Here is a 26,568-nt window from a genome sequence, read left to right as displayed (position 1 = left end):
TGAGCCTCGTTTAAGAGGAAAAGTTTAAATCCTGGGGGTTTGATGGCTGCTTTTACAGTCACCAAAGCTCCGGGATTTTGCATGGCGGGCGATCGACTTTTTAACTCATATCAATTCAGGCTGCGCCGGAATGATATCAAATCCGCGCTTCGGGAGTCGGGCGTAAAGTCGAATCCCGAGGCCAACAAATAATTCGCGCAATTTTCATTTTTTTGACTCACAGTCAACAGTCAACAGTCAACAGTCAACAATGATAAGGAGTGCAACCGGAATCGATATCACAACTCAACACTATCACCTTCCCACGCCGCGATTAGGAGGCTGCTCGTCCGGGACAGGCAAAGAAGTTGGCCTTACTTGCCGCTCCAAATACTTGCTCAAAGCGTAAGCGATATCCCCGCGAGTCATCGGCTTCAAAGGATTAATCTTATTAGTTCCGAGTTCAACATTAACAAACCCTTCATAAAGTGCAGTAGCCAGAGACTTTCTAGCCCAATTAGGGATTTCGCCTGCATCTGGATACTTAGCTAAAATCTCGGCAATGGTAGCGTCTGGAAACTGAAAAACCCCGTAAGCTTGAGCAAAAATCGCCAAAGCTTCAGCGCGAGTCACCCTTTGATTTGGGAAAAACATTCCGTCGCGATATCCATTCATCGTTCCGGTTTTCAAAGCAGTTTGAATCGCACTGTAAGCCCAGTAACTCTTAGGTACGTCCGGCAATTCTATCTCGGGTTTCTGAGCTGTTTTCCGCCGTTCCAAACCAAAAGTTTTTACTAAAATCACCGCCAAATCGGCGCGGGTGACAATGCCCTCAGCATTAAAATTGCCGGTAGCATCTTTTTTCATCAATCCTGCACTCACAACCCTGTCGATCGGGTCAATTATTTGTTGAGCTTTAACCGCCATTTGCACTCCTTGCACTATCGCGATCGCAAAAAAAACACAGACTAACTTTTTCACGATTTGATATTCCGGGATTTTATTTTAAAATAAAACATTGGCTTCCGGCAAAGCGCCCTGCATTTTACCCAGCCAATCAATCAAATTATCCAATTGCTTTTGGGCAGTCAAAACCGCCATACCTCGAATAGTAACCTTCCCTTTGCTGTAGACAAAACGAGAGCGCAAATGTTCGGGCAAATTAGCCTTGAGCAAATTCCAAGCAGGTTCCTCCATCGGCGTTTCCAAAACAATGTGCTGCTTGTTTTCCGGTTTAATGCGAGAAAAACCGATTTGCTTAGCGATTTGTTTGAGTTCGACAACCCGGATAAGTTGCTGGGCCGGAATAGGAATGGGCCCGTAGCGATCGCACCAATCGCCCCGAATCTGCTCCAACTCTTCAGGGGTATTAGCAGAAGCAACAGACCGATAAGCGCTCATCTTTTGATCCAAATCCGCGATGTAATCAGCAGGAATAAATGCTGTCAAAGTGAGGTCGATTTGCGTGTCCTCAACCTTCGGAATTTCCTGGCCCTTAATTTCGCGAATAGCTTCCTCTAACATTTCAGCATACAAATCAAAGCCGATCGCCTCCATTTGACCAGACTGTTCAGTACCCAAAACATCACCGGAACCGCGAATTTCCATATCTCGGACTGCCAACTGATAGCCCGATCCCAACTGCGCGAACTCTTGAATTGCCCGCAACCTCTGCCTTGCAGCATCCGAAAGTTGGTTCTGCTTCGGATAAAACAGCCAAGCGTGAGCTTGAATCCCCGCGCGTCCCACCCGTCCCCGCAACTGGTAAAGTTGACCCAAACCGAACCGCTGCGCGTCTTCAATCAAAATTGTATTGACTCGCGGAATATCCAAACCCGACTCAATAATCGTCGTGCACACCAAAATATCGAACTCCGCCGCACTGAAAGTCAGCATGATCGATTCTAGTTCCGAAGCCTCCATTTGACCGTGGGCGATCGCAATTCTCGCCCCCGGAACCATCTCCTGCAACTTATCCGCCAACTCATCAATCCCCTCAATCCGCGGCACCACATAAAACACCTGACCGCCCCTGTCCAACTCTTGACGAATTGCCGTCCGCACCGCTTCCAAATTGTAGGGGGATAAATGCGTCTGAATCGGGCGGCGGCTGGGGGGCGGAGTCGCAATCAAACTCATCTCCCGAATCCCCGACAGCGACATATACAAAGTCCGGGGAATCGGTGTTGCGGTGAGAGTGAGCACATCTACTTCAGTTTTCAGAGCTTTAATCGCTTCCTTTTGCTTGACCCCAAACCGCTGTTCTTCGTCCACCACCAACAAGCCCAAATCCCGAAATTTAATTGCTTTGCTCAAAACAGATTGAGTACCGACAATCACATCTAATTCCCCAGTCGCCAAACGCTTGTGAATCTCCCGGCGCTCGGTTTCTGTGCGAAAGCGATTGAGCAAACCAACTTCGATCGGATAAGGGGAAAAACGCTCTTTCAGCGTGTGATAGTGCTGTTGGGTCAAAATCGTCGTCGGTGCGAGCAAAGCCACCTGCTTGCCCGCTGTAACCGCCTTAAAAATAGCTCGGAGAGCGACTTCTGTCTTGCCGAAACCTACATCGCCGCAGACCAGGCGATCCATCGGTCGATCGCCCTCCATGTCACGTTTGACATCAAGAGTTGCCTTCAACTGATCCGGCGTTGGTTGGTAGGGAAAAGAATCCTCCAACTCTTGCTGCCAAGGCATATCAGGAGGAAAAGCGTAACCTTGTTGCTTAGCTCTTTTCGCATAAAGATTCAGCAAATCCACTGCCAATTTTTTAACAGCTTTGCGAACTTTTGTTTTAGTTTTTTCCCAAGTTTGACCCGTCAGTTTGTTGAGATCCGGTACTTTATCGCCTACAGTCCGAAACCTCGACAAAGCCCCCAACTGGTCTGCCGCCACCCTCAGAGTACCGTCAGAATATTGAAGCACCAAATATTCGCGAGTTTCGCGATCGATCGTCAAGCGTTCCAACTTGAGAAACTTGCCAACTCCGTGCTGGCGGTGAACCACAAAATCCCCAGGACTCAGCTTGTTCGGGTCAACCTTTTTAGAAGCAGCGCGGCGGCGCTTGCGGACGTAGCTAAAAGTTGCCAGAGAATGCTGACCGTAGAATTCCCGATCGGTAATTAAAACTATCCGAAAAGTCGGCAGAATAAAACCTTCCAATTCTGCCAGCCCGCTGTACTTCAAAGCAACCGGAACGTGCTGCAACTGCAACTTGTCGATCGCCAAATAATCGCGCGGATTCACTACAAACTGAGCCGGACAGTCGTGTTCCGACAGCAGAGAAACCGATCTGCTGGGTTGAGCGGAAACTAGAAAAATCGCAAAACCCCGATCGCGCTCTTCCCTGAGCATTTGAGACAGCTTCGCAAATTGGTGAGGCATCACCGCCACAGGCCGAGAAGCCAAATTAATCGCAGCCGGTAGCTGGTCGCTCTCTGTAGAGCTTTGAGCTTTTTTAGTAGTAGAATCTTCTGCCAATTCTGAAAGTTCTAGCCTGTCGAAACCTGCGACATCTGCCATTGATTCAGCAAAAGTGCGGTGAATTTTCGGAACCTTAAAATTAGCAATCGGCAACTTTTCTGTTCCTGCATCCGCAACTTCCGATTCCCGATGGCAATTTTTCCACTGTTCCTGTGCATTCTCAAACCAGCGGTCGCTGTGAGCTTCGCAGCCTTGCGGTTCGTCAATAACAACTAAAGTATTTTCTGGCAAATAATCCAACAAAGATGCTGGTTTTTCAAATGCTAAACCCAACAGCCGGCGGACAAATTTTTCGGTGTCATTGTCTGTTTCAACAGAGCCTAGGCTGTTGATTTCGTCAAGCTTTTTTTCAGCTAAAACTGCTTTAATAATTGCGTTAAAATTAGTAGGAGTTAAAACTAACCGATCGACCTTATCGAGCGAGCGTTGGGAAGACGGATCGAACTCCCGAATTTGCTCCAAATTATCCCCGAACCATTCCAGCCGCACCGGCAACTCCGCCGCTACCGGAAACACATCGACAATATCGCCCCGGCGGCTCCACTGGCCCTCCATTTCCACCAGATTCACCCGATCGTACCCCATCGAAACCAGTTGGCGGTCGAGTATCTTTGAGTCTTGAACTGCCCCTCGGTTCAGCGTCAGACAGTAGGGTTCAAAAGCATCCGGCGGGGGCAAATGAGGCTGGAGAGATCTTTCAGTAGCTACAATCGCGATCGGCTTAGACGAATTGGCACTTTTTTCTTCGTTGTCCACCAAATCCGCCAGCACCTGCATTTGTCCCCAAGTCATTTCGTTCTCGTCGGAGTAAGATAGCTCGTAGGGCGAAGCCTCCGAAGTCGGGTAAAAATGTACTGTTTGCCAGCCCATCGCCTCTAAAGAGGCCACCCAGCGGCCGGCTTCTTCCAGAGTTGCCGTTACTGCCAATAAGTTTCGCCCCTGTTGCTGTGCGAGGGCGGAAGCTACCAAAGCTTTAGGCAAACGGGCGATGCCGGACAGTTGCAGGCAATGATGCCGTTTGAGCTTGTTGAGGAGTTCTGTGGCTAGGGGCGATCGCCCCAGGGTACGAATTATCGAAGAGAAAGTCATGCGCTGTTAATTTTAATCCCCGATGGGCGAAGGCTCTTCCTCGCTACCTACTAAGGAAGATTGTACGACAAACATCTATCATTGTGGCGATCGGCTCTTGGTAATTCCACTGAACTGCGGGTAGATTTTTGCTACAGGTCTTTTCTAAATATCTCGAACTTGCGATCGCGATCGAGCCAGTTCCGTTAATCTAGTGACAGGTTTAGAAAAAATTTCGATTTTGCGATCTAGATTCGCAGCTTGCAGGCTTCTCCTTTAACCGGGCAGAGCGCTTCGCCGTTACTACCGAAAATTTTAGAAATGTCCCCAAGTACCGATATTCTGATTGTTCTCCTGCTAATTTTCCTCAATGGCTTGTTTGTGATGTCAGAGATGGCCATCATCTCTGTACGGAAGGTGAGACTGCAACAGATGGCCAACCAAGGTTCAGTCAATGCCCGCGTAGCCTTGGATCTGGCTAATGCCCCCAATCAGTTCTTACCGACAGTTCAAATCGGGATTACGATGCTGGCCATTCTGTCGGGCGCTTTCGGAGAAACGACAATTGCTAAAAGGGTAGAGCCTTTGTTGCGGCTGATTCCTGCCCTCGCGCCCTATTCTCAGACGATCGCCTCAGTAGTAGCAGTTTTAACCATCACTTATCTGACCTTAATTATCGGCGAACTCGTGCCGAAGCGGCTGGCACTCAACAACCCGGAGCCGATAGCTTCAAGCGTAGCAATTCCCATGCGCATGCTCTCAAAAATTGGTGCTCCTGCGGTTTATCTGTTAAGTTATTCCACTGACTTAGTGATGCGGATCATGGGGATTGTGCCTTCTACAGAACCCCAAGTTACAGAGGAAGAAATTAAAGTTTTAATAGAGCAAGGAACAGAAGCCGGAACCTTTGAAGAAGCCGAACAAGATATGGTGGAAAGAGTGTTTCGTTTGGGCGATCGGCGAGTCAGCGCCTTAATGACCCCGCGGCCCGATCTTGTCTGGCTCGACCTCGACGACTCAGTAGAAGAAAACCGCCAAAAAATGCTCGGCAGCGGTCATTCTCGGTTTCCCGTCTGTCAGGGCGGACTCGACAACGTTCTCGGTTTAGTACACGTTACCGATATGCTGTCTCGCACTTTAACCGGTCAACCGCTCGATTTAAGTGCTTCTTTGCGCAGGCCTTTATTCGTGCCGGAAAGCACCAGGGGTTTAAAAGTATTAGAGCTTTTCAAGCAATCTAGCAATCAAATTGCCTTGGTAGTAGACGAATACGGCGTCATTCAAGGATTGGTAACAGTTAACGACATTTTAGTCGAACTGGTTGGCGAATTTCCCTCTATTCAAGATGCAGACGAGCCTCAAGCCGTCCAGCGCGAAGACGGTTCTTGGCTGTTAGACGGAATGCTAGCAGTCGAAGATTTTTTTGAGCTGTTTGGAATCGAAGAGTCAGCAGAACACAAAGGAAGTTACCACACAATGGGCGGCTTTGTAATTACAAATTTGGGCAAGATCCCGGCATCTGCCGAGCATTTTGAATGGAACGGTTTGCGCGTGGAAGTAGTCGATATGGACGGCAACCGAGTTGATAAGATATTGGTAATGCCGCTCGACTCAGCGGGCGATCGACCTAGAACCAAACCCAAAACCTAAAATTGAACTCAGCGGTAAGGTGCGCATTGCGCACCCTACATCCACAATCAAGCGGATATTTAAACTGGATTTGAACTCAGCGTTCAGGTGCGCATTGCGCACACTACATCCCCAATCAAGCGGATATTTCAGACCTACTTCTTTTTTCTTCTAGCCTCATCCTTCCGCAAATATTCCAGAATAGAACGGCCTACATAATTGCTAAAAACCACCTCTCCAGCTTGATTGTAATGGCAGCAGCTATCTACATAAACAGCACCTTTAGTCTTGTCAAAAACATTGACAGCATTCACTAAATTGATATTATTTTTTTCCAAATTAGGAATTTTTTTGAAAAGAGCCGGATATCCAATTTGCACAGCTTTAGCATAAGGAGTATCTTTGTTAAAAGCAATTTGCTTTTCAGCTTCACCAAACACCCTTTTTGTCTGATAATATTGATTAGGCTGAAGAATGTGAAAATAAGGCACATTACTAGCAGACAGCACTTTGTGCATAAAAATTGAACTTTTCGCCCAATTCCCTGCTATTTTCTCAAAAGCTGCAGAATCTCCTAAAACCGACTTATTAGTATTGATATAAATAACGCTATTACTGTCATTTTTTGGTTGTTTAGTCCGTTCTTTTTCAAACTTAATAACATCTATTTTATAGTTATTTACTAGATTTTGAACATACACAGAAGTCAAAGCATCGCAGGCAGCTAAAGAGCAGTCTTCCAAACTTTCCAAACCCTGATTAATCCTAGCTTTATTTTCTTGAATTCTGATAGTTGCTTCCATCGCCTTAGTAGAAAGGCTATTATTTGCTAAGCTAGTCAGCGGCAAAATATGCTGAATGCTTGGCATCGCCAAATCAACTTGATTTTTATTGTTTAAATTAGAAAGTGCTACTTCATTAAAGCCATCTATATTGACGACCATATCTAATTCTTGACCTAAAGCCAAAAAATAGTTTAAAATTAATAATTGCTGCGGTTGTTTGTAGCCTCCGGTAGCAAAAGACAAAATTACAAATTCTTTATCTTTTAAACCGGGCAACTGTTTGAGGTATTTATGTAAAATTTTATTTTGAACTTGAAATATTGCATAATCGGAAGCCACAGAACCGCCAAATACCCCGATAAAAAACTGATTATTTTTAGTTTTTTTAAGAGGGTAATCGTAAGGAGAAATAAATCCATAATTATTGACTTTAAAACCAGGTCTAAAATCAGCGCTGGGTTTTTGAATAAACCCAAAAAAAGGATGAAACCTTTCAACAATAGACTCGTTCAGCCGCACTCCTTCTAAGTTAATTCCTAAAGCCGACTTATCTTGCGCTTTTTCTCTAGTATAAAAAAATTGCTTGTGTTTGACAAAATACCATCCCAGGGAACCGAGTTCGAGGAAAACAAGTAAAAGCGCTAAGTTAATCAAAGTAAGTTTTAGGATTTCTGGGATTTTGTTAATCAACTTAAAATCTTTCATAAATATCTATTTCGGCTTTCTTACTACTTGAATAATGGAACGGGAAACATAGTTTGCCAATACGTCCTCTCCCACTGAATTATAATGACAGCAGGCATCTTTGTAAACCGTCTCTTTTGTATTGTCCAAAATATTCACTGCACTAAAAACATTAACCCCGGTTTTTTGCAAATCATCGACTTTGGACAACAATACCGGATAACCTTTTTTCACCCCTTCAATGTAAGGACTCTTGTTGTCAATCGCGGTTTCGTTTTCCTTGGCGGTAAACGCTCGCTTAGTTGGATAATACTGATTGGGTTGGATAAAGTGAAAATACTTAATCTTTCTACTTGATAAAATTTGATTCATCCCGATCGAGGATTGATACCACATCGATGCCATTTTGTCAAAAGCAGCGGCATCCGGCAAAACAAAGTCAGCTTTGGGAATGTATACTATACCGCTATTTGCCGTGTCTGGGTTGGATTGTTTTACTTGCGAATCGTACTTGACAACAGCTTGCTGGTAATTGTTGACTAATTGTTTCACTTGTAGCGAGGTAACAGCGTGACACAAAGCAAGTTGACAAGTTTGCAATTTGTCAATACCTGCTTTCAACTGTTTTTTGGTTTCGTTAATTTGCACGATCGAACTCATCGCTTCCGGCGACAAGTTGTTGTTGGCTAAGCCCGTCAGAGGCTGTATGTGTTGAACGCTGGGCATTCCTATTTCTACTTGGCCTTTGTTGTTTAGATTTGACAGTGCTACTTCGTTAAAACCGTCAATATTGATGACTAAATCTAACTCTTGACCCAAAGCCAGAAAGTAATTTAAAATTAATAATTGTTGAGGCTGTTTGTAGCCGCCGTTGCCAAAATTTAAAACAATGATTTCCTTGTTGGCAAATTCTGGATAAGTCTTCAATTTGTTAGACAATCTTCGAGTTACATATTCATCTACTGCAAAGTTATTCGCAACTGAACCGCCAAAAACTCCGATAATAACTTGATTTTTATTGCTTTTAACAAACGGATAATCGTACAGGGAAAAAAAGCCGTGTTTGTTGACTTTTAACTTTAATTTTTCATTAGTAAAAGCACCTTGTTTGAGTACGTAGCCAAAAAACGGGTGCAGTCTTTCTACGATTGATTCATCTAGCCTAATTCCGATCCTTTCAATATCTTCTACTACTTTTTCTTTGGTTTTAGTTCGGGTATAAAAAAACTGCTTTTGGTTAATAAAATAAAAAGCTAGCGACAAAGCTTCCAGACAAATAAAGGCGATCGCCAAATTAACCGCGATTATACTTAATATATTTTTGCCTTTTTGTAGCGCAGTTGCATCTTTCATGAAATTTGACTGATTACGGTTGTTTTTTGGGGACTTGAGACTGCTTCAACTTTTTGCACAAATTTTGACTGATTTTGATACTAGCCAGTCGGTGTCCGAGTTCATTCCAGTGACCCCGACAGGGTACAGAATTTTCAAAACCGTGGGCGCAGACTTGATATTTTTCAGTGTAACCTTGGAACTGTTCGGCTAAATTCAGTACGCGAAAACCCTCGCGCGCGCCCAATTTTTCCAGCCGCCTATCGGGATAAAACAAATCCTGAATCTTGTTATTTTTCGTAAAATCTTTTCGCATCTTGGCATCGCGTTCGACTTGCATCGGATCGCCGATCGTCACAACCAAGAAATCAGCATTTTTCTGCACAACTTCATTCCGCACAGTCACAATCAAATCCTCTGTCACCCTCCAAGCCTCTTGCCAATCTGCATTCTGAGGTTCCTTGAGGTTTAGGGTACTTAAAGCGGTAAACTCCTCAGATAACTGCCGCTTTTTGCTATCTAGGTCTACCTTTTTAATGACCTGCAAAATGCGCGAATTATTGACGATAAAAGTGGGCAGCCTGTCTACAAATGAAACTGCTTTTTCGTTGCGATCGATCGGCGCTAGATTGCGAAAAGACATATCTGGTACTAACTTGCCGCTAGCATCATACACAAAAAATGGTCGGTAGCGATCGTATTCTAGTTTTGGGGAATTGTTAATTATATCATTGCCAATAAAAAATGCAAGAACTACAATATCAGGATTGTAATCCCACACTTTTTTTCGCAGCATTATCAATTCTTGAGCAGTACCGTAACCCTGCACGCCGAAATTAATTACTTCAACATTTTTGCGTCCCTTAACGGCTTCGCAATTTCCTAATTTTCGTTCTAATTTCGACCAGAAAGTTTGTTCGACAGGTACATGAATTGCTTCGGTGAAAGAATCCCCCAAAACTGCCACCCGCAAAGTATTTGGAGGTTTGGCTTTTGTGTGTTCGCGATCGCGCAAACCCTCGCTATTCACCTGCACAAAACTCCCACCTTCCCCCTTCCACTCCCCCGACGAACCCGGTTTCAGCTTCCAACCCAAATTCGGATCGGAAGTGTGGAAACCAGTTGGTGCTGAGTCTACAAAATCGCCGATTTTTTGAACTCCTTCGATCCTCGCCGCCCGCAATCCAACTTCACCAATTATCACCCCCATCAATAAACCACCGAGTGTCAAACCTAAATTGACACCCAAATTCTTCAACTTGCTCATTATTTCAAAACAGCGTGTAAATAAACGGAGCAATCACAGAACCCTGACTCAATACAATCAAAGCTCCCAAAAAGACTAAAGTCACAATTAACGGCAACAGCCAATACTTTTGGCGTTCTTTCATAAACGCCCACAAATCTTTGAGAAAATCTAAAGTTGCTTCAAACACTTAAAAAGGACGCTCCATACTAACTTTTGTTCTTGCTTTACTTGGGATGCGGTAAGTATCCATTTTCGGATTTAGTTTGCGTCGCATTGCATCTTCGCCGAAAATGTTTTTGAGCACTCCCATCGGCCAAACTATCAGGTAAAAAACTATCCCTAGGACGAGCGGCGTTTGGATTTTGTGGAGGATGAGTCCAAACCGCATCCACGCGTGATAAACGGGATTCAGCGATTTCGGCGCAACCAATCCTAGCACGATTAGCACTGCGCCGACTGCCCAGGGCTGCCAAGGTAGAGAATGCCGCCGCAGTAAAGGTACTGCTAAACCGAAGATCACTGCAATCAAGCTGCCAATTAGCAGCCCGAAATCGCGCAAGCCTTTTTTATCTAGTTTTTTAATTTCGTCGCTCATGAGAGATGGGAAATTGGGAATTGGGTATTGGGTATTGGGAATTAGTTATTAGTTATTCGTTCCAACAAAATCACTAATAACTAATAACTAATGACTAATCTAGTTCAAATTCATTTTTCCAAGCATCATCTTGTTTCCAAGGAATTTGTTCAGACTTTGGAAGCAAGTAATTTTCCAAAACCAGATAGTCCATTTCGGTTCGCATGAAACAGCGGTAAGCATCCTCTGGAGTGCAAACAATGGGTTCGCCTCGGACGTTGAAAGAAGTATTTACCACAATAGAACAGCCCGATCGCTTTTCAAAATGGCTGATTAAGTCATAGTAGCGAGGATTGGTTTCTTTGTGAACAGTTTGAATGCGAGCCGAGTAATCGACGTGGGTGACAGCCGGAATTTCCGATCGCGGAATGTTGAGCTTTTCAATGCCAAACAACTGCTCTTGTTCGGGAGTCATGGGAATGCGGAGACTGGACTTGACAGGTGCTACTAATAGCATATAAGGACTAGAATGGTCAATCTCGAAATAATCCGCAACTCGCTCGGCTAAGATTGACGGAGCAAAAGGTCGAAATGATTCCCGATATTTAATTTTCAGGTTCATCACGGACTGCATTTTAGCACTGCGGGGATCGCCCACGATCGATCGACCGCCCAGAGCCCGCGGCCCAAATTCCATCCGCCCCTGGAACCATCCCACCACATTTCCCTGTTCCAAAATTTCCGCCAACTGCGGCATTAATTGAGCATCATCCAATCGATGATAGCTGGCTTTTACAGCATCCAAATATTCGAGAATTTCTGCGTCAGTAAACCTCGGGCCCAAATAAGAGCCGCGCATTTGATCGTGACAAGTTAAATGAGCAACCGACTTCGCCACAGTTGCCACCGCTTGGTTTGCAGTGAGAACTTCAGTCCTCTCCTCAACCGCTGCGTTTGTAGTGACAAGTTCAGTTTTGAGGGATTCTCTACTATTTGCTGTCGAGTTCGCGCTCACAGTGCGAGTTTGTTCGCAATACTGATACCAAATCGCCAAAGCCGCGCCCAAAGCACCGCCAGCATCTCCCGCCGCCGGCTGAATCCAAATATCTTTGAAAATACCTTCCCGCAACAGTCTACCGTTAGCAACACAGTTGAGAGCAACGCCGCCCGCCATACAAAGATAATCGACATCCAATTCTTTTTTAACTGTTCTGCAAAGCCGCAAAACCACTTCTTCGGTAACAACTTGAATGGAAGCTGCAATGTCCATTTCTCGCTGAGTCAATTTTCCTTCAGCTTGACGCGGCGGCCCTTCAAACAGTTCGTCAAACTTCTTGTTTGTCATGGTTAAGCCAACAGTATAGTTGAAATAATCCATGTTCAAACGAAAAGTTCCGTCATCTTTGAGGTCGATTAAATAGTTGAGAATCTTGTCTACATACTTGGGTTCGCCGTAAGGTGCTAAACCCATGAGTTTGTATTCGCCAGAGTTGACTTTGAAGCCTGTGTAATAGGTGAAAGCTGAATAAAGCAAACCCAAGGAGTGGGGAAAATCGATTTCCCACTGAGGTGTAAGTTGATTGCCGTCTCCCAACCAAACTGAGGTTGTGGCCCACTCGCCCACGCCGTCGAGGCACAAAACGGCTGCTTTTTCAAAGGGGCTGGGAAAAAATGCCGATGCTGCGTGGGATTGGTGGTGTTCGGTAAATAGCAGAGATGGCAGTTTATTCGTTTTGCAGTTTGCTATTGCTGCCAGATCTCTTTTGAGCATGGTTTTGAGGTAAAGCTTTTCTTTGAGCCATATCGGCATGGCTGCTAGGAAAGAGCGAAAACCTTGGGGTGCGTAGGCTAAATAGGTTTCGAGAAGGCGCTCGAATTTGACTAAAGGTTTGTCGTAAAAGACTATGTGATCGACTTCCCGCAAATCTATTTGCGCTTCTTTCAAGCAATAAGCGATCGCATTCTTAGGGAATCTGGCGTCATGCTTTTTGCGGGAAAATCTTTCTTCCTGCGCTGCTGCTATAATTTCTCCGTCGCGAATTAAGGCTGCGGCGCTGTCGTGATAGTACGCCGAGATTCCAAGTATGTTCATCGCTCTCCTCACAAATCGCAATGCGTTTGCTTTTGACTATTTAGAATAGCTAACGATTATAGCTGTTTCAGTGCTGATTGGGAATTGAATTTTGCGATCGCCTCTAATTTTACCTGGATCGATGTCGGTGTGCCGTCCTGGGACGATCGGCTGTTAGAGAGCATTTAAGCTAGCGCCGGCTTATTCTGCGCCCCCAAGCTCTGAAGTAAGTGACCACCGGGAATTGATAAAATTCACCTACCAACCACAGCACAATGCCTAAATGCGACAAAAAAGCTAAGCCTGTCCAAGCTGCAGGCAGCCACGACAATCGGCTGCCGGGAACCGGGGGAAAATAGTAAGCTGAAAGTCCCAGCAAGGTAGTGGGAAGGAAAATTAGACCAATAGCCGCTGCAAAGTAGGGCCATCCGAATTCTACGCCTTCGAGGTGCGCTCCTATCCACTGTTTGCCGTTCCAGTGCCAAGTTACGGGCGGTTGGCGATCGGCCATTTGGAGCGATTGTCTTTCAACGCTTGCGGTATAAATGTGCTGGCAGAAGTTGCAAGCTAGGGCGTCCATCAGCGCTAGGGTGGAAATTTGACCGGTGCGGCACACGGGACAGGGATATGTATCTTGAGGGTTGAAAGGTCGGGTTGATTTTTTGAAAATCTGCATAGATCAGGCTGTTTGTCAAGATATTGAGCGATCTTAACAAAGTACAGAGATTATGGGTTGGCTGATGGCGGTTTTTGTATCTAGATTGTTGGTGATTTAATATCGTTTCCGGTTGCATAGGAATAATAAAACCGAGTCAACAGTTAACACTCAACCATTGAGTTTTTCCACCCGCCCGTCAACAGTCAACAGTCAACAGTCAACAGTCAACAGTCAACAATCACGGACGGTGCAACCGGAATTGATTTAACAGGTTTTTTCACGCTTACGTGTCCCAAGGGTTAATGCAGTTTCATGGTGGATGATTCGGATTAATTGCGGTGATTGTTGCTGTACCGAATTCTGGCTCCTGCCCAGTGAAGTTTTTCCCTCAAAGTGTTGAAATAAGAATAGTTTTCCCGCAAAATGATAAACTTGGCTTCGCAGTCTGCCCTCCGCACGTCTACGCGCTGTCCCGGCCAAATTGCAGTACCCAAAATGCCGTCTGTCCAGAGTTTGGTACTGAGTTCGTAATCTGCTAAAGGCCAAATGCTGACGACTGAACCGGGGGGCAGGACGATCGCCCGACTAGATAAACTCAAAGGGCAAATCGGAGTAACTGCGATCGCCTCCATTCCCGAGTGCATTATCGGCCCGTTGGCAGATGCGGTGTAGCAAGTCGAACCGGTGGGAGTTGCCACAATTAAACCGTCGCCTTGATATTGATCGACTACTTCGCCGTCAACTTCCATTTCTAGAATACAGCTCGGCATTCGATCGGCTGAAGCAGGTTTGACACACATTTCATTTAGTGCCAAAAATCGATCGCTTTGGGGTTCGAGATTGCTTCTGTTTCCCTCAAAAACTGTTGCCTGCAACATCATCCGCGTCTGCACAGCATACCTGTCTTCCGAAAGTCTGTCCCAAATCTCCTCAGTATTTTGGAAATCCTCAAAAGACTCGGTTAAAAACCCCAGATGTCCCCCCACATTCGCTGCCAAAATCGGGATGCCGTCAGCCGCCAAATTCCGCGCGGCAGCTAGGGCAGTACCGTCGCCCCCCAGCACCACAGCTAAATCAATTGAGCTGTTACTAGAAGCTAAAAATACCGGATACGGGTTATCTTTCGGGCCGCTGGGCCCCATTAAAACGTCACACCCGCGACTTTCTAATTGGCGGGCACACTGTTCTGCCCACCGCTGGCTGAGGGTATCTCTGGCTTTGTGGGCGATAATTACTTGTTTTAGTTGCACAACCTATCGATTTTAGATTTTAGATTTTGGATTTTCGATTGTTAGATTTTAGAGTGAGTTCACAATCTATGGATTTTGGATTTTTGATTGTTAGATTTTAGGCTCAGTGAAAGATCTTAAAATGTTCGATCACGCAAATTGGTTTTGGACATCAGGTTAGATTTTAAACTATTTTTGAGCATTGCGAGGCAGAGCCAAAGCATCTGCGTTACCAGGCTCTGCCTGGTAACGATAAAAATTCCCAATTCTTTAATCGAAAATCAAAAATCAAAAATCGAAAATGGTATTATCCCTCGGTGCGGCTGGATTTGGGCCGCGGCCAGATAATGCTGGAATCTGCAGCGAGTAGGCGAGAAACTGCGATCGCCCCAAAGCGGTTGAGGTGGCTGGGGTCAAAAAAATAGTCGTTGCGGCCAGGCCAGCGCTGCGACAAGTCGCGGAAAGCGAAGCCTTTTTGCCGCGAGAGTTGCTGCATTCGCTGCCGGAACTGCTGTTCTGCGCGCAGGCGAGTTCCGTCTAAGTAGTCGTTGGTGAGGGGTAAATTGACGAAAATTAGGGGAATTTTGCGAGCTTTGGTAAATGCTACAACTGAATTAAAGGCTGTTGCTTGTTTGCCTCCGAGGTTGAAGTTTTCGTAGTCGCGATCGTACTGGCCTGAAACGTAAGCGCGTTCTCGATAATAAGTGTTGGGGTTGTAAGTGCCCGATATAGCCATGAATCCGTTGGAGTCGATCGAATCTGCCAATTCGCTGACTTGCCTCATTGCTACTGTTGTCGGCTGCGAGACTGGAATCAATTGTGCTTTTTGAGTTGCTGCATCGGCTGCGATCGGTTTTAACTCATATCTTGCAGCATTCTCAGCAACGGGCAAGATGCCCGTTCCACTAGACAGGAATTTGATTGCGGGGCGGGTGTCAACAACGGGCAAGATGCCCGTTCCACTAGACAGGGATTTGATTCTGGGGTGGGTGTTAGCAACGGGCAAGATGCCCGTTCCACTAGACATGGATTTGATGGTGGGGAATAGGGGTTGGGCATCTTGCCCGCCCCTGAAAGGTTGATCTACAGAGGTAAATGCTTTGCGGAAATTGTTGTTAGCGCAGGGCTGCGGGAATCTGTAACACAGCGGAATCTCGTTGGGTTCATCCCACTCCAGTTCGGGGCGAATGCCTGCTGCTAAAAGTTGGCTGCCTTCAGAATCAACGATCGAATTAAAAGTGCGATCGTCCCGGCCGCTGTTAAATCCACGCACACCATCCGCCCAGACAATCATTTGAGGTAAATGACCAGGCTTCAAAAGCCGCCGCAGTTGAAAGTCAACTACTTGTGCAGTTGCGCCGTTGACTGAAAAGTTAAATACTTTTAAGCCCGGACGGCCTTTTTGGGCCAAAGATTGTTTTAGCTGTTTGGGATCGACGCCCTGCAATGCGCGGGAACTGCCGACAATCAAAACATCTGGTGGCCCGACGGCAGCAACGTAGGATAGGTAAAGTTCGAGTTGTTCGTTTAGCAAATCGCTGCTGAAGCTGACTGTACTGGCTTGCGATCGGGTTGCGCTCGCTTGCTGCTGAGAATAAACCAGGTTTCTCATGTACTCGATTACTTTTTTCTCAGCAAACGCCCGTCTGGGACTGCCGGCGGGAACGGCTTGCATCCAAGCGACGGCCTGCACCCACAGGGCGGCTACTTCGTCCCAGTCTTGTTTTGAATTGGCTGATTGAGCCAAATTAGAAGCTTGGGTGGCAAAGTTAACTGCCTCGGTGAAGCCATCGTTTTGGGGGCATGAAGCAACGCTGAGGGATTTTCTGGATTTGTTGGGGTTTCGAGCTAACAGAGACGTTGGGGACTGCGCTAGGACGGCGGATTCGATCGAACCCGATGGCGCTGCGGTGTTGGGCGGCTTGGTAGACGAACATCCCAAAGTTAAGGCTAGCAAGGCGGTTGCGGCGCAGGTACGTTTTAAGATGCTGGTGCTGATGCTAGCAATGTAGCGGCGAATCATAAAGCTTTCAGCGATCGCGAAACATTAATAGATATTACTAATTATCCGGGGGATGGAGCAATTAGCTCAAACAGATGTTTTAACCATTCAATAAAAATTAAGGCGATCGGGCCATCGCAGCTAAGCACCTGCGCTGTTATTGCTTGTCCCATCGGCATTGCAGGCGTTTTCTGCCATGCCGGCCAAGTGTGGATTAGCGCTTTGGGATGATGAATTAAAGTGTAGCGGTTAAGTCCGGCTTGTTCGAGTTCTTGTAAAATTGCTTCGGCTTTCGGATGCAGGGTGTCGCCAGGGGGGATGAGATAGGCGACAAAATCTTCTAACATTCCAGGAAGTTGATTGTTTGGCATCAACCAAACTCCGACGCGAGGCAAGTATGGATCTGAAGGTGTGCAAACCCAGCCTTCGGGAGGGGGAGATTGGGGGATGTCTCGATAGCCGATCGAACTCAGTTTATCTTTAAGAGATTGCCACCGCCCACTTAAATTGCGATCGGCATCAACCACAATTCCCAACGTGCGTAAATTCTCTGCTTTCAATCTTTCAGGCAACCCATTTAGCAGCGCATCAACTCCTTGTGTACCTTCTTTTGTACCTTCTTCTTGCGGTACTTCGACGGAAAATGTTGGTGACAGTTGATATTGCTGGCACAAAGCCCAGATTACGTGCCGGTCATTCTTACCTTCTACCAATAACTGTTGAAGTTTTTGTTGAGAAGGTGTTCGTGGTTTTGGCATCAGCGCACCTCGATACTTTGGCGCACTGCAACGGACAATTCATCGGGAGTGTATTCAACTGCACGAATATCCTCGCCGCGCCGGCTCAAGCGAAATAATTTGCCAACTGAACTATCTTCTGACTGTTCTAAGGCTTCTTGAAATGCGGCTATGCAGTCCCAACTGTGGGTAGTTGCAAAGACTTGAACGTTCAATCGCTGTGCTGTTTCAAATATCAATCGCCACATATCAGTTTGGGTTTGATAGTAAAGACCTGTATCAATTTCATCAACCCACAAAAACCCATTCTCTGATGATACGGCTGCCATTGCTATACTAAGAATTCGTCCCATACCATCTCCCATACTGCCAAGAGGAATTGGGTGATTTTGTCCTCTAATTTTAATCAAAATACCGCTATCAGTAGTGGGATTGCTGGTAAAACTGATACGTTCTACATCGGGTTCTAAGATTTGCAGCGCTGCTACTACGCTTTCTTCTTTTGGTGTCAGTGTAATAGCATCCCAAAACACAGCCATATCGTTAAAAGCTATCGCAGTAGTTTTGAGTAAATTAAAATTATCTTGACTGGAACCGACAAGCGATAAATAGTTATTATTTCTCTCGGTCAATTTAGAATAAACTAAATCAGCAATAGAACCATCGCGCAGCAGTGAAATTTTGACTGTGGCATTGTGATTGTAGCAAACAATTAACTTTTCTGACAAAAAATTTGTTTCGATTTCTTCAGCTACCGGAATTAATACCTGTTGGTTTGTAGGGTTTGCTTGTATTTTGAATTAGAGTAGTTCTTCTTTCTGAGATTGAATGTAAATGCTTAGATCTGGAGTTAGTTGATGTCCGTAAAAATATGTTCAAATTGATACTTGCTGCGGTTTACTGCTTGACCAGAAGCAAGTTGAGTCTGTATCTTGCTCTGTTCGCCGCGGCTACTTAGCACATCAAACAAAGCTTGAATATTCTGTTGTTGGACTAATAAATAAATGGCTTCCAAAAAAGTAGTTTTACCGCTATTGTTCTGACCGACTATCAGATTAACCCTAGCTAGCTCGTCGATATGAAAATCTTTAAAACAGCGATAATTTTGGATGGTGAGATCGCGCAACATGGATTCCTCGCATATTAACTATATTCTATCATTTCTCCGTTCAGACTAAAAACCAGTATGGGATTCGATGACTGCTTCGGCTTGCAGGGCGATCGACCTCAATTTATCCAATGTATCCTGGTTCGCACTCTCCCACAACCCCCGCTGACGAGCTTCTAGCAATCTTTCCGCCATATCTCGCAGTGCCCAAGGATTGTTTTCTTGAATAAATGTCTGCACTTTCTCATCAAAAATGTAAGCCTCGGCGATTCCTTCATACATAAAATCCTCTACACAATTTGCCGTAGCATCGTAAGCAAACAAAAAATCAACAGTTGCTGCAATTTCAAAAGCACCTTTGTAACCGTGGCGCATCGCACCTTCTATCCATTTTGGATTCACAGCCCGGCTGCGATAAACCCGCGCAATTTCTTCCCGCAGTTGCCGCACTTTCGGATTTTCTGGAATTGAATTATCTCCGAAATAAGTTTCAGGATTTTTGCCTTGCAAATTCCGAATTGCGGCCGTCATTCCCCCTTGGAATTGATAATAATCATCCGAGTCGAGGATGTCGTGTTCGCGGTTGTCTTGGTTTTGCAGAACTATTTGCATTTGGCCGAGGCGTTTTTCAAATGCTTCGGGTGCAGAACATCCCCATTCACCCCCCCTAGCCCCCCCTTGTAAAGGGGGGGGACAAGAGTTGGAATTAGCCGCCCCTTGTAAAGGAGAGGAATTAGATTTAGCCCCCCCTTCATAAGGGGGGGTTGGGGGGGTATTCTCTGGTTGTAAAGGAGAGGAATTAGATTTAGCCCCCGCTTGATAAGGGGGGGTTGGGGGGGTACTTGTATAGGCGTAACTGCTCCAATTAATGTAAGCTTTTGCTAAATCGCTGTCGTCTGTCCAGTTTTGAGCTTCAATTATGCCTTGAAGCCCTGCGCCGTAAGCACCCGGTTTTGAGCCAAAAACTCGAAATTGCGATCGCCCTTGCGCCTCTTCCTGACTCAGACCTGTAGATTCCCAATACTGAATCTCTGCTTGAACTTGTGCTGCTAAAGGATTATTTTCTGCCGATTCGTCTAAATCTGCCACAGCTTTTACCGCACTGTCAAACAAATCAATTAAATTAAAAAAAGCATCGCGGAAAAAGCCAGAAATTCGCAAAGTAACATCAACGCGCGGCCGCCCCAAAACAGAAACTGGCAAGATTTCAAAATCTACAACCCGGCGCGAAGGGCCATCCCAAACTGGTTGAACTCCTATCAGCGCCAAGGCTTCGGCGATGTCGTCTCCCCCCGTCCGCATGGTGGATGTTCCCCACACTGACAAACCCAAAGTTTTAGGATATTCGCCATTTTCTTGGGTGTATCTTTCGATTAAAGTTTCTGCAGCAACTCTGCCAACTCTCCAGGCCGTTTCTGTGGGAATGGCGCGGATATCTACTGAGTAAAAATTCCGACCGGTGGGCAATACATCTGGTCTGCCGCGAGTGGGCGCGCCGGATGCGCCGCTTGGTATGTGCCGCCCATCTAGTCCGCGCAAAAGGTTGGTAATTTCTTGATCGGTTTGGAGGAGTGAAGGTAAAAGATAGTTACTTATCCAGTCTAATTCTTGTTGGGTTGCTTCTCCTAGTTGGATATTTTTAACCGCAGATGAACGCGGATTAACGCGGATGTTTTCGATTAATTTATCTACTAATTCAGCGGCTTTTTCTTCGAGTTCTGCTGTTAAATCGCCTGCTGTGCGGTTCTGAATTATCGACGTTGGATCGCAGGTTAAGGGGTCGAAATCGTAGCCTGAGTCTTCTGCTAGGGCGCGGGTTAAGCCCGATCGCCCGTTGGTGGGATGGCGGGCGATAGCAATTATCAAATCTCTCAACTGTCTACCTTCGGGACACTGACCGAAAATGTGCAATCCGTCGCGAATTTGGGATTCTTTGAGTTCGCAAAGATAGCCGTCTGTGCGGGTGATAAATTCTGTAAATTCCGATTTATTTAGTTGTATTCCTAAGTCTTTATCTAAGTTTTCTTTGTTGGTGAGGGCGAGAATGCGATCGCGAATCATGGGTAATCGAGACGGATCTAAGCTTTGGGCTTCGCAATACTCATCAATTAAGGTTTCCAACTGCTGCAAAGGCCCGTAGAGTTCGGCGCGAGTCATCGGCGGTGTCAGGTGGTCGATTATCACGGCTTGCGATCGTCTTTTTGCTTGGGAACCTTCCCCCGGATCGTTGACAATGAAGGGATAAAAATTTGGCAGCGCGCCTAATGCCACTTCTGGATAACATTTGTTAGACAATGCGATACTTTTACCCGGAAGCCATTCTAAATTGCCGTGTTTCCCAGCATGAATTATAGCGTCAATTCCCAACTTTTCTCGCAGCCAATAATAGTAAGCTAGATAATTGTGAGTGGGTTCTAAGTCTGGGGCGTGATAATTTAATGCAGGGTCAAGTTCGTATCCCCGCGATGGTTGAATTCCTACAAATACATTACCGAACTGAATCCCCGGAATTGGAAAAGACGTATTGTTACTTATAAAATCTTGTGCATAGCTTCCCGGAAGCCCCCATCTTTTACAAATCCCATCTTGCACTTCCTGTGGCAAAGTAGCAAAATATTCTTCATATTCTGCCAAATCCAAAGATTGATGAACAGGCCGCAATTCGCGTCCTTCCGGGTCATTTGTCACGCCAGAAGTCAGGAGTTCAATTAACTCATTGCCGCTAGCGGGGATGTTTTCAATTTTATAGCCAGCTTGCTGCATAGCTTTGAGGATTTCGACACAGCTAGCGGGCGTATCTAAGCCGACACCGTTGGCTAAGCGGGCGTTGCGAGTGGGATAATTTGCCAGAATGATGGCGATGCGTCTGTTGGCGGCCGGGGTTTGTTTCATCTTCACCCAATTCGCGGTTAAATCTGCTACAAATGAAATGCGATCGCCCGCGGCTACATAGCCTACTACATCTGTTTCTAATTCGCTGTTCCAAGTCTGTACCGCTTTAAAAGAAACAGCCCTAGTAATGATTTTTCCGTCTACTTCCGGCAATGCTACATTCATCGCCACATCGCGGGGCGAAAGTCCCTGAAGTTCCGTTTCCCACTGTTCCAAACCGCCACCGCTGAAGATTGCTTGCAATACGGGAACGTCTAAGGATTTTAAGCTGTTTTGTTCCGGTTCTTGACTGCTGAAACCGGAGACGGCAAAACTTGTGGTGTTGAGCAATAATTGAATTGGTTCTGATTCTTTTGGTTGAAAATATTCCAGCAATTCTATTTGCAAATCTGGTTCCCGCAGAGAAGACACAAAGACGGGAACTGGTTCTAAGTTTCGCTCTGCTAGAGCTTGACAAAGTGCATCAATTGGTGCTAAGTTTCCTGATAAATAATGAGCGCGATAAAATAAAATTCCGACTTTAGCTATAGTTGGTAAACCCGGAGATCCCCCCCGGCCCCCCTTACTAAGGGGGGGGCAAGAAGTGGTCAAAGTCCCCCTTATTAAGGGGGATTTAGGGGGATCGGAATCTGGTTGTAAACTTGCAAAACACGCCCACCCGTGTCCGCCCCATTCGTAAATTCCGACGCGGGAAACTGTTTGAGGTAGCGGTGGATAGTAAGCAGTTTTCAGGCAAGTATCGGCGGCAAATTTGAGTGCGTTAACAAAGTTTTGGACTCCGCCTTCTGTAAAGTAGCGCCACAGTTGATTGACTGCTGATAGCGATACATTTGAATGGCTGATTAAATCAGGATCGGGACTGTCTTCTCCCGGCATTACAATCAGTGATGCCTTAGTTTTGTGCACAGTTTCCCGCAGGATTTCTAACCCGTAAGACCAATAAGAACGCCCTCCTAACAGTCTTAAGATTATGACCTCTGCGCTTTCTAAAACTTCCTCGGCATAAGTATCAATTGTTAGTTGTTGCTGCAACTGAAGCAAGTTTACTGCCCGCACTTTGGGAAATTTTGCCGGCATTTTGGATGCGGCGGCTGCGAGAGTTTGAATGTCGGTGTCAGCAGCACTAATAAATACTATTGGTGCTGGGGTTTGCTGAATAAAAATTACTCCTTCGGCTTGAGGGTTCCACCCTCCCGGTGTGGCGGCTATTTTGTGCATTAATTTTTTTTATGTTAATAAATAGTGAGAGAAAGTGCGATCGCCTTTACTATAACATGACTTATACATCAATAGAGGCGAGGGCGTGTTTCGCACCTAGACATCCCCGCCCAATCGAGAGAGGGCGGGCACGGGGGCACCGCCCCTACATTCGGGGGGAGAATCAGCGTCAAAGTTCCGGAAATCTCAACCTATAAAGTGATAAATAAAACTCCCAAAATCATGATGGCGGCCCCTAATAATCTTTCTTGAATCTCTTTTTCCTTAAAAATGAAATGACCGAACAATACACCCATTAACACGCTAGTACGCTTAAGGGCGACCACTCGCACTACGAAAGTTAATGTCAAAGCTTGCATTTGAAAAATTACTCCAGTAGCATTGATAAACCCCATAGCAGCTAGCATTGGTAATTGTTTGAGAATTTGTCGCCCTGGATTTGGGGTTTTGTGCAATAAAACTGGCAGTAGCAAAACAGTCATTGTAGCGAACAAAGAGAATACCCAAAAAATAGGGTAGGAATTTGTAACTCCTATTTTGTCACAATTTGAGGCAATACTCCATAGAAATGCGACGATTAACATCAATTTGGGTCCGGGTTCATTCAGCAGTGCTTTGAATGGAGCTAAATATCCTTTAGATTTCTCTTTGATATTTAATAAATAAGAGCCTCCTACGATTAGTAAAATGCCCATATAATCAAAAAATTTGGGATATTCACCGACCATTAACGGTGAAGTTAACAACATGAATAAGGGTGTCAAAGCTACCAGCGGTAGTGTCAGGGATAAATCTGATAGTTTGATGGCTTTGATGTAGAGGAGGGCTGTGACAGCGTTGATGCTACCTCCGATTAATAGGGCGAGCCAAAATTGAGAATTTAATGGCGGAATTCCTGTATATAATACCCAGGGAATCAAAAAGATGACTGAAAAAAATGAGAGAGACCAAGCGACGACATATTCGTCACTTTTTTTGAGGTTTTGTTTGCCAAAAACGTCTTTGACGGCTTCAAAGAAAGCGGTCAAGATTCCAAAAATTAACCAAGTCAACCTAAATATGCGCTCCTGACTCGCTCGTCGTTTAGCAAATCCGTTCCAATACCTGTGAGAGTAATATTACCAGCTTCTAGCACGTAACCCCGATCGGCAATTTGCAGTGCTAAATTGGCGTTTTGTTCGACTAAGAGGATTGTAACGCCTGTGGAACGCAGGTTTTGAATGATTGCGAAAATTTCTTTGACGATCGCGGGTGCTAAGCCTAAACTAGGCTCGTCTAATAATAGCAGTTTCGGGCGGCTCATCAGCGCACGGGCGATCGCCAGCATTTGCTGTTCCCCGCCGCTGAGGGTTCCTGCTAGCTGGCGGCGTCTTTCTGCTAAGCGCGGAAACATCTCCAATTGGCGCTCTAAATCGGCTTTTACTGCCGCCGAGTCCGATCGAATATAGGCCCCCAATTCCAAGTTACCCAACACCGTTTGCTGCGCCAAAACGCGCCTCCCTTCTGGACTGTGGGCGATTCCCAATTTTACAACTTCGTGAGGTTGGCGGCGGCTAATGTCGCGCCCGGTATAAATAATTTGTCCTTGGTTTATATTAACTATTTTGGAAATAGCCCTGAGTGTGGTACTTTTGCCCGCACCATTAGCGCCGATGAGACTGACAACCTCCCCCGCATTTACGGTTAAATTAATATTTCGCAGGGCTTGAATGCCTCCGTAATTAACACAAATATTCTTTAGTTCTAAGAGGATATTTTGCGCTGTTTCAGGTGCAGTATGTTGCATTTTTTGTGACTTGCTTCTTGATAAAAAACTGTCTTTTTTCCAGCAGTTCGCGAGTCAGTAAGTCCGCGATTCCGCCAGGGGTTTCAACCCCTGGTTCCTAACTGAAGTCCTATGAAGACTGGCAGATACATTTAGGACTAACTATTATTTTTAGTCCGCGCACCCTCCGGACTTTGTGTGTGCAGACACGATTGCCAATTACCCGCTGACTCAAGATGACATAATTTCAATTTATATAATTTTCATCTCCCAAATAAGCCTCAATCACCGCCGGGTCATTTCTCACAACAGCAGGTTCGCCCAAGGCAATAAGCTGACCGAAATGCAAAACGGCAATCCGATCGCACAATCCCATAACTAGCGGTACATGATGCTCGATCAATATTACAGTTAAATTGAATTGTTGGCGCACTTCTCGGATAAATTCGCTTAATTTGTGCTTTTCATTGGGATTCATGCCCGCAGCAGGTTCATCTAACAGCAATATTTGCGGTTCTAGGGCTAAAGCACGGGCAATTTCTAAGCGCCTCTGGTCGCCGTAGGGCAAGTTTTTCGCTTGTTCGCCCGCGCGATCGCCCAATCCGACTAAATCCAACAATTCTAAGGCTTTCCGCTGGGTTTTGCGTTCCATTGCGTTAGAGGCCCGCAAGCCGAAAATCCCCGCCAGCACCGATAAAACTGGATTGCCCGATCGACTGTGGATGTGTCGGGCGATCGCCACATTTTCTAGGGCTGAAAGCTCCCCAAACAACCGAATATTTTGAAATGTTCGGGCCATACCTTTATTAGCAATTTGATAAGGTCGCAGTTTAGAAATATTTTCGTTTTGATAAATCAGAGTGCCACTAGAGGCAGGTATCAGTCCAGTCATTACATTAAATAGAGTAGTCTTGCCAGCGCCGTTAGGGCCGATCAATCCAAAAATCTCGTGTTTTTGAACTGTGAAAGATACGTCGTTTACAGCAATTAAACCGCCAAAGCGGCGAGTTAATCCTCGTGCTTCTAAGATGGAATTGCTTTTTGAGAGGGTAACAGTTTCTGAAATCACAAAAAACTAGATATAATCTGCAATATAATTATGCCTCAGATTGGTATTTTAATAAATAGCCTCCCGCTTTTAAATCCTTTACTGATTAGCAATTACCCATTATTAATTACTAGGCATCTAGCTGATTCAACGGAAAACCGCTATAATATTACAATTGCCGTGCCGCCTCAATCTCCTCAAGCCGTCTCGCCTGGGTAATCTTATGACGATGTACGTACCGGATTCGCAGCCTTCGCAAACAAAAGTCCTCCCTACGATGTATGATTTACCCAGTGAAGACCCGGAGGAACCCGGTTTGCCTGACGAATTCCACGAGTTTCAACCCGAACTGCTGCGTTTAACCTGCCGCCCCGCCAACCATCCGCCCGAACAAATATTCATAGCGACAGACCTCAATCTCTACTACGATTCTAGCCATCTCAATTGGTACAAAAGACCTGATTGGTTTGTCGTATTGGGGGCTCCGAGATTTTATCGAGGTGAGGAATTGCGCCTCAGCTACGTGATGTGGCAAGAAAATGTCAGTCCTCTGGTAGTAGTAGAACTGCTGTCACCTGGAACTGAAGAGGAGGATTTAGGAATCACAGAAGAAGCACGAAATAAACCCCCTACTAAGTGGCGAGTTTACGAACAGATTTTGCAGATTCCTTACTACTTTGTTTTCAGTCGGTACAACAATCAACTGAGAGTATTTCGTTTGATTGGCAATCGTTACCGCGAACAAGTTTTAACCGAACCCCGATTCTGGATACCGGAATTAGAATTAGGTATAGGTTTGTGGGAAGGTTGTTATCAAGGTTGTTCGAGATTGTGGCTGCGTTGGTACGATGTCAGTGGCGATTGGGTTCTGACTCCAGAGGAGTTTGAAAGGCAGCGAGCTGAATTAGAAAGTCAGCGAGCTGAATTAGAAAGTCAGCGGGCTGAATTAGAAAGTCAGCGAGCAAACCGATTAGCCGATCGCCTCAGAGCAATGGGCATTAATCCAGAGGAGCTGTAAAATTAAATAGCAGCATGAAATGGTGCAAGCTGCAAGCGC

The 26,568-nt window shown here is 45.6% G+C and carries 20 protein-coding genes; 2 read left to right on the top strand and 18 right to left on the bottom strand.

Annotated elements, in window-relative coordinates; translation table 11 throughout:
* Positions 1-294: 294 nt before the first annotated feature.
* Both QUB30_RS08950 and mfd read right to left on the bottom strand, forming a co-directional pair.
* A complete protein-coding gene (locus QUB30_RS08950) occupies positions 295-960 on the bottom strand; it encodes an S-layer homology domain-containing protein (protein ID WP_333332018.1) in 666 nt (221 codons plus the stop codon).
* A 24-nt stretch (positions 961-984) separates the two neighbouring features.
* Positions 985-4,551, bottom strand: a complete 3,567-nt coding sequence (gene mfd, locus QUB30_RS08945; RefSeq protein ID WP_333332015.1) for a transcription-repair coupling factor — start codon at positions 4,549-4,551, stop codon at positions 985-987.
* Positions 4,552-4,851: 300 nt separating this feature from the next.
* Here mfd and QUB30_RS08940 point away from each other — a divergent pair, with 300 nt between their 5' ends.
* On the top strand, positions 4,852-6,180 hold the full coding sequence (locus tag QUB30_RS08940; RefSeq protein WP_333332011.1) for a hemolysin family protein: 1,329 nt from the start codon (positions 4,852-4,854) through the stop codon (positions 6,178-6,180).
* 134 nt (positions 6,181-6,314) lie between these two features.
* Here QUB30_RS08940 and QUB30_RS08935 read toward each other — a convergent pair whose 3' ends face one another.
* From QUB30_RS08935 to QUB30_RS08860, 16 genes are all read right to left on the bottom strand, one after another.
* On the bottom strand, positions 6,315-7,649 hold the full coding sequence (locus QUB30_RS08935; protein WP_333332008.1) for a hypothetical protein: 1,335 nt from the start codon (positions 7,647-7,649) through the stop codon (positions 6,315-6,317).
* Positions 7,650-7,655: 6 nt separating this feature from the next.
* Positions 7,656-8,981, bottom strand: coding sequence for a hypothetical protein (locus QUB30_RS08930; RefSeq protein ID WP_333332005.1), 1,326 nt, complete (start codon positions 8,979-8,981; stop codon positions 7,656-7,658).
* A 13-nt stretch (positions 8,982-8,994) separates the two neighbouring features.
* Positions 8,995-10,227, bottom strand: coding sequence for an SGNH/GDSL hydrolase family protein (locus QUB30_RS08925; protein WP_333332002.1), 1,233 nt, complete (start codon positions 10,225-10,227; stop codon positions 8,995-8,997).
* Positions 10,228-10,231: 4 nt separating this feature from the next.
* A complete protein-coding gene (locus tag QUB30_RS08920) occupies positions 10,232-10,396 on the bottom strand; it encodes a DUF5989 family protein (RefSeq protein WP_190657062.1) in 165 nt (54 codons plus the stop codon).
* Positions 10,397-10,804, bottom strand: a complete 408-nt coding sequence (locus tag QUB30_RS08915) for an SxtJ family membrane protein (protein ID WP_333184069.1) — start codon at positions 10,802-10,804, stop codon at positions 10,397-10,399. It lies immediately after the preceding gene.
* Between the two features lie 94 nt (positions 10,805-10,898).
* Positions 10,899-12,875 (bottom strand): carbamoyltransferase, encoded by a 1,977-nt coding sequence (locus QUB30_RS08910; RefSeq protein ID WP_333331998.1) that lies wholly within the window; start codon positions 12,873-12,875, stop codon positions 10,899-10,901.
* A 169-nt stretch (positions 12,876-13,044) separates the two neighbouring features.
* Positions 13,045-13,530 (bottom strand): hypothetical protein, encoded by a 486-nt coding sequence (locus tag QUB30_RS08905; RefSeq protein ID WP_333331995.1) that lies wholly within the window; start codon positions 13,528-13,530, stop codon positions 13,045-13,047.
* Positions 13,531-13,841: 311 nt separating this feature from the next.
* Positions 13,842-14,762 (bottom strand): NAD(+) kinase, encoded by a 921-nt coding sequence (locus tag QUB30_RS08900; protein ID WP_333331993.1) that lies wholly within the window; start codon positions 14,760-14,762, stop codon positions 13,842-13,844.
* A 286-nt stretch (positions 14,763-15,048) separates the two neighbouring features.
* On the bottom strand, positions 15,049-16,764 hold the full coding sequence (locus tag QUB30_RS08895; protein ID WP_333331990.1) for a hypothetical protein: 1,716 nt from the start codon (positions 16,762-16,764) through the stop codon (positions 15,049-15,051).
* A gap of 41 nt (positions 16,765-16,805) precedes the next feature.
* The gene (locus tag QUB30_RS08890) at positions 16,806-17,501 is read right to left on the bottom strand and encodes a DUF3226 domain-containing protein (protein WP_333331987.1); all 696 of its coding nucleotides are present in this window, start codon (positions 17,499-17,501) and stop codon (positions 16,806-16,808) included.
* On the bottom strand, positions 17,501-18,208 hold the full coding sequence (locus QUB30_RS08885; RefSeq protein ID WP_333331984.1) for an AAA family ATPase: 708 nt from the start codon (positions 18,206-18,208) through the stop codon (positions 17,501-17,503). The genes QUB30_RS08890 and QUB30_RS08885 overlap by 1 nt, the downstream gene beginning before the upstream one ends.
* A 122-nt stretch (positions 18,209-18,330) precedes the next feature.
* A complete protein-coding gene (locus QUB30_RS08880; protein ID WP_333331982.1) occupies positions 18,331-18,609 on the bottom strand; it encodes an AAA family ATPase in 279 nt (92 codons plus the stop codon).
* Between the two features lie 45 nt (positions 18,610-18,654).
* Entirely contained in the window at positions 18,655-22,698 is a 4,044-nt protein-coding gene (gene cobN / locus QUB30_RS08875) for a cobaltochelatase subunit CobN (RefSeq protein ID WP_333331979.1), read from the bottom strand.
* 191 nt (positions 22,699-22,889) lie between these two features.
* Complete coding sequence (locus tag QUB30_RS08870) at positions 22,890-23,750, bottom strand: EamA family transporter (RefSeq protein ID WP_333331976.1); 861 nt, start codon at positions 23,748-23,750, stop codon at positions 22,890-22,892.
* A complete protein-coding gene (locus QUB30_RS08865) occupies positions 23,747-24,484 on the bottom strand; it encodes an ABC transporter ATP-binding protein (RefSeq protein ID WP_333331972.1) in 738 nt (245 codons plus the stop codon). Before QUB30_RS08865 ends, QUB30_RS08870 begins: the two co-directional genes overlap by 4 nt.
* Before the next feature lie 226 nt (positions 24,485-24,710).
* On the bottom strand, positions 24,711-25,532 hold the full coding sequence (locus QUB30_RS08860; protein WP_333331969.1) for an ABC transporter ATP-binding protein: 822 nt from the start codon (positions 25,530-25,532) through the stop codon (positions 24,711-24,713).
* Between the two features lie 202 nt (positions 25,533-25,734).
* Here QUB30_RS08860 and QUB30_RS08855 point away from each other — a divergent pair, with 202 nt between their 5' ends.
* The gene (locus tag QUB30_RS08855) at positions 25,735-26,529 is read left to right on the top strand and encodes a Uma2 family endonuclease (protein ID WP_333331967.1); all 795 of its coding nucleotides are present in this window, start codon (positions 25,735-25,737) and stop codon (positions 26,527-26,529) included.
* Positions 26,530-26,568: the final 39 nt, after the last annotated feature.

Origin of the sequence: Microcoleus sp. BROC3, assembly GCF_036702515.1 — a bacterium.
In the GTDB taxonomy this organism is placed as follows: Bacteria; Cyanobacteriota; Cyanobacteriia; order Cyanobacteriales; family Microcoleaceae; genus Microcoleus.
The sequence above is the reverse complement of the archived record's forward strand: the minus strand, read 5'-3'. Positions and strand labels throughout refer to the sequence as shown.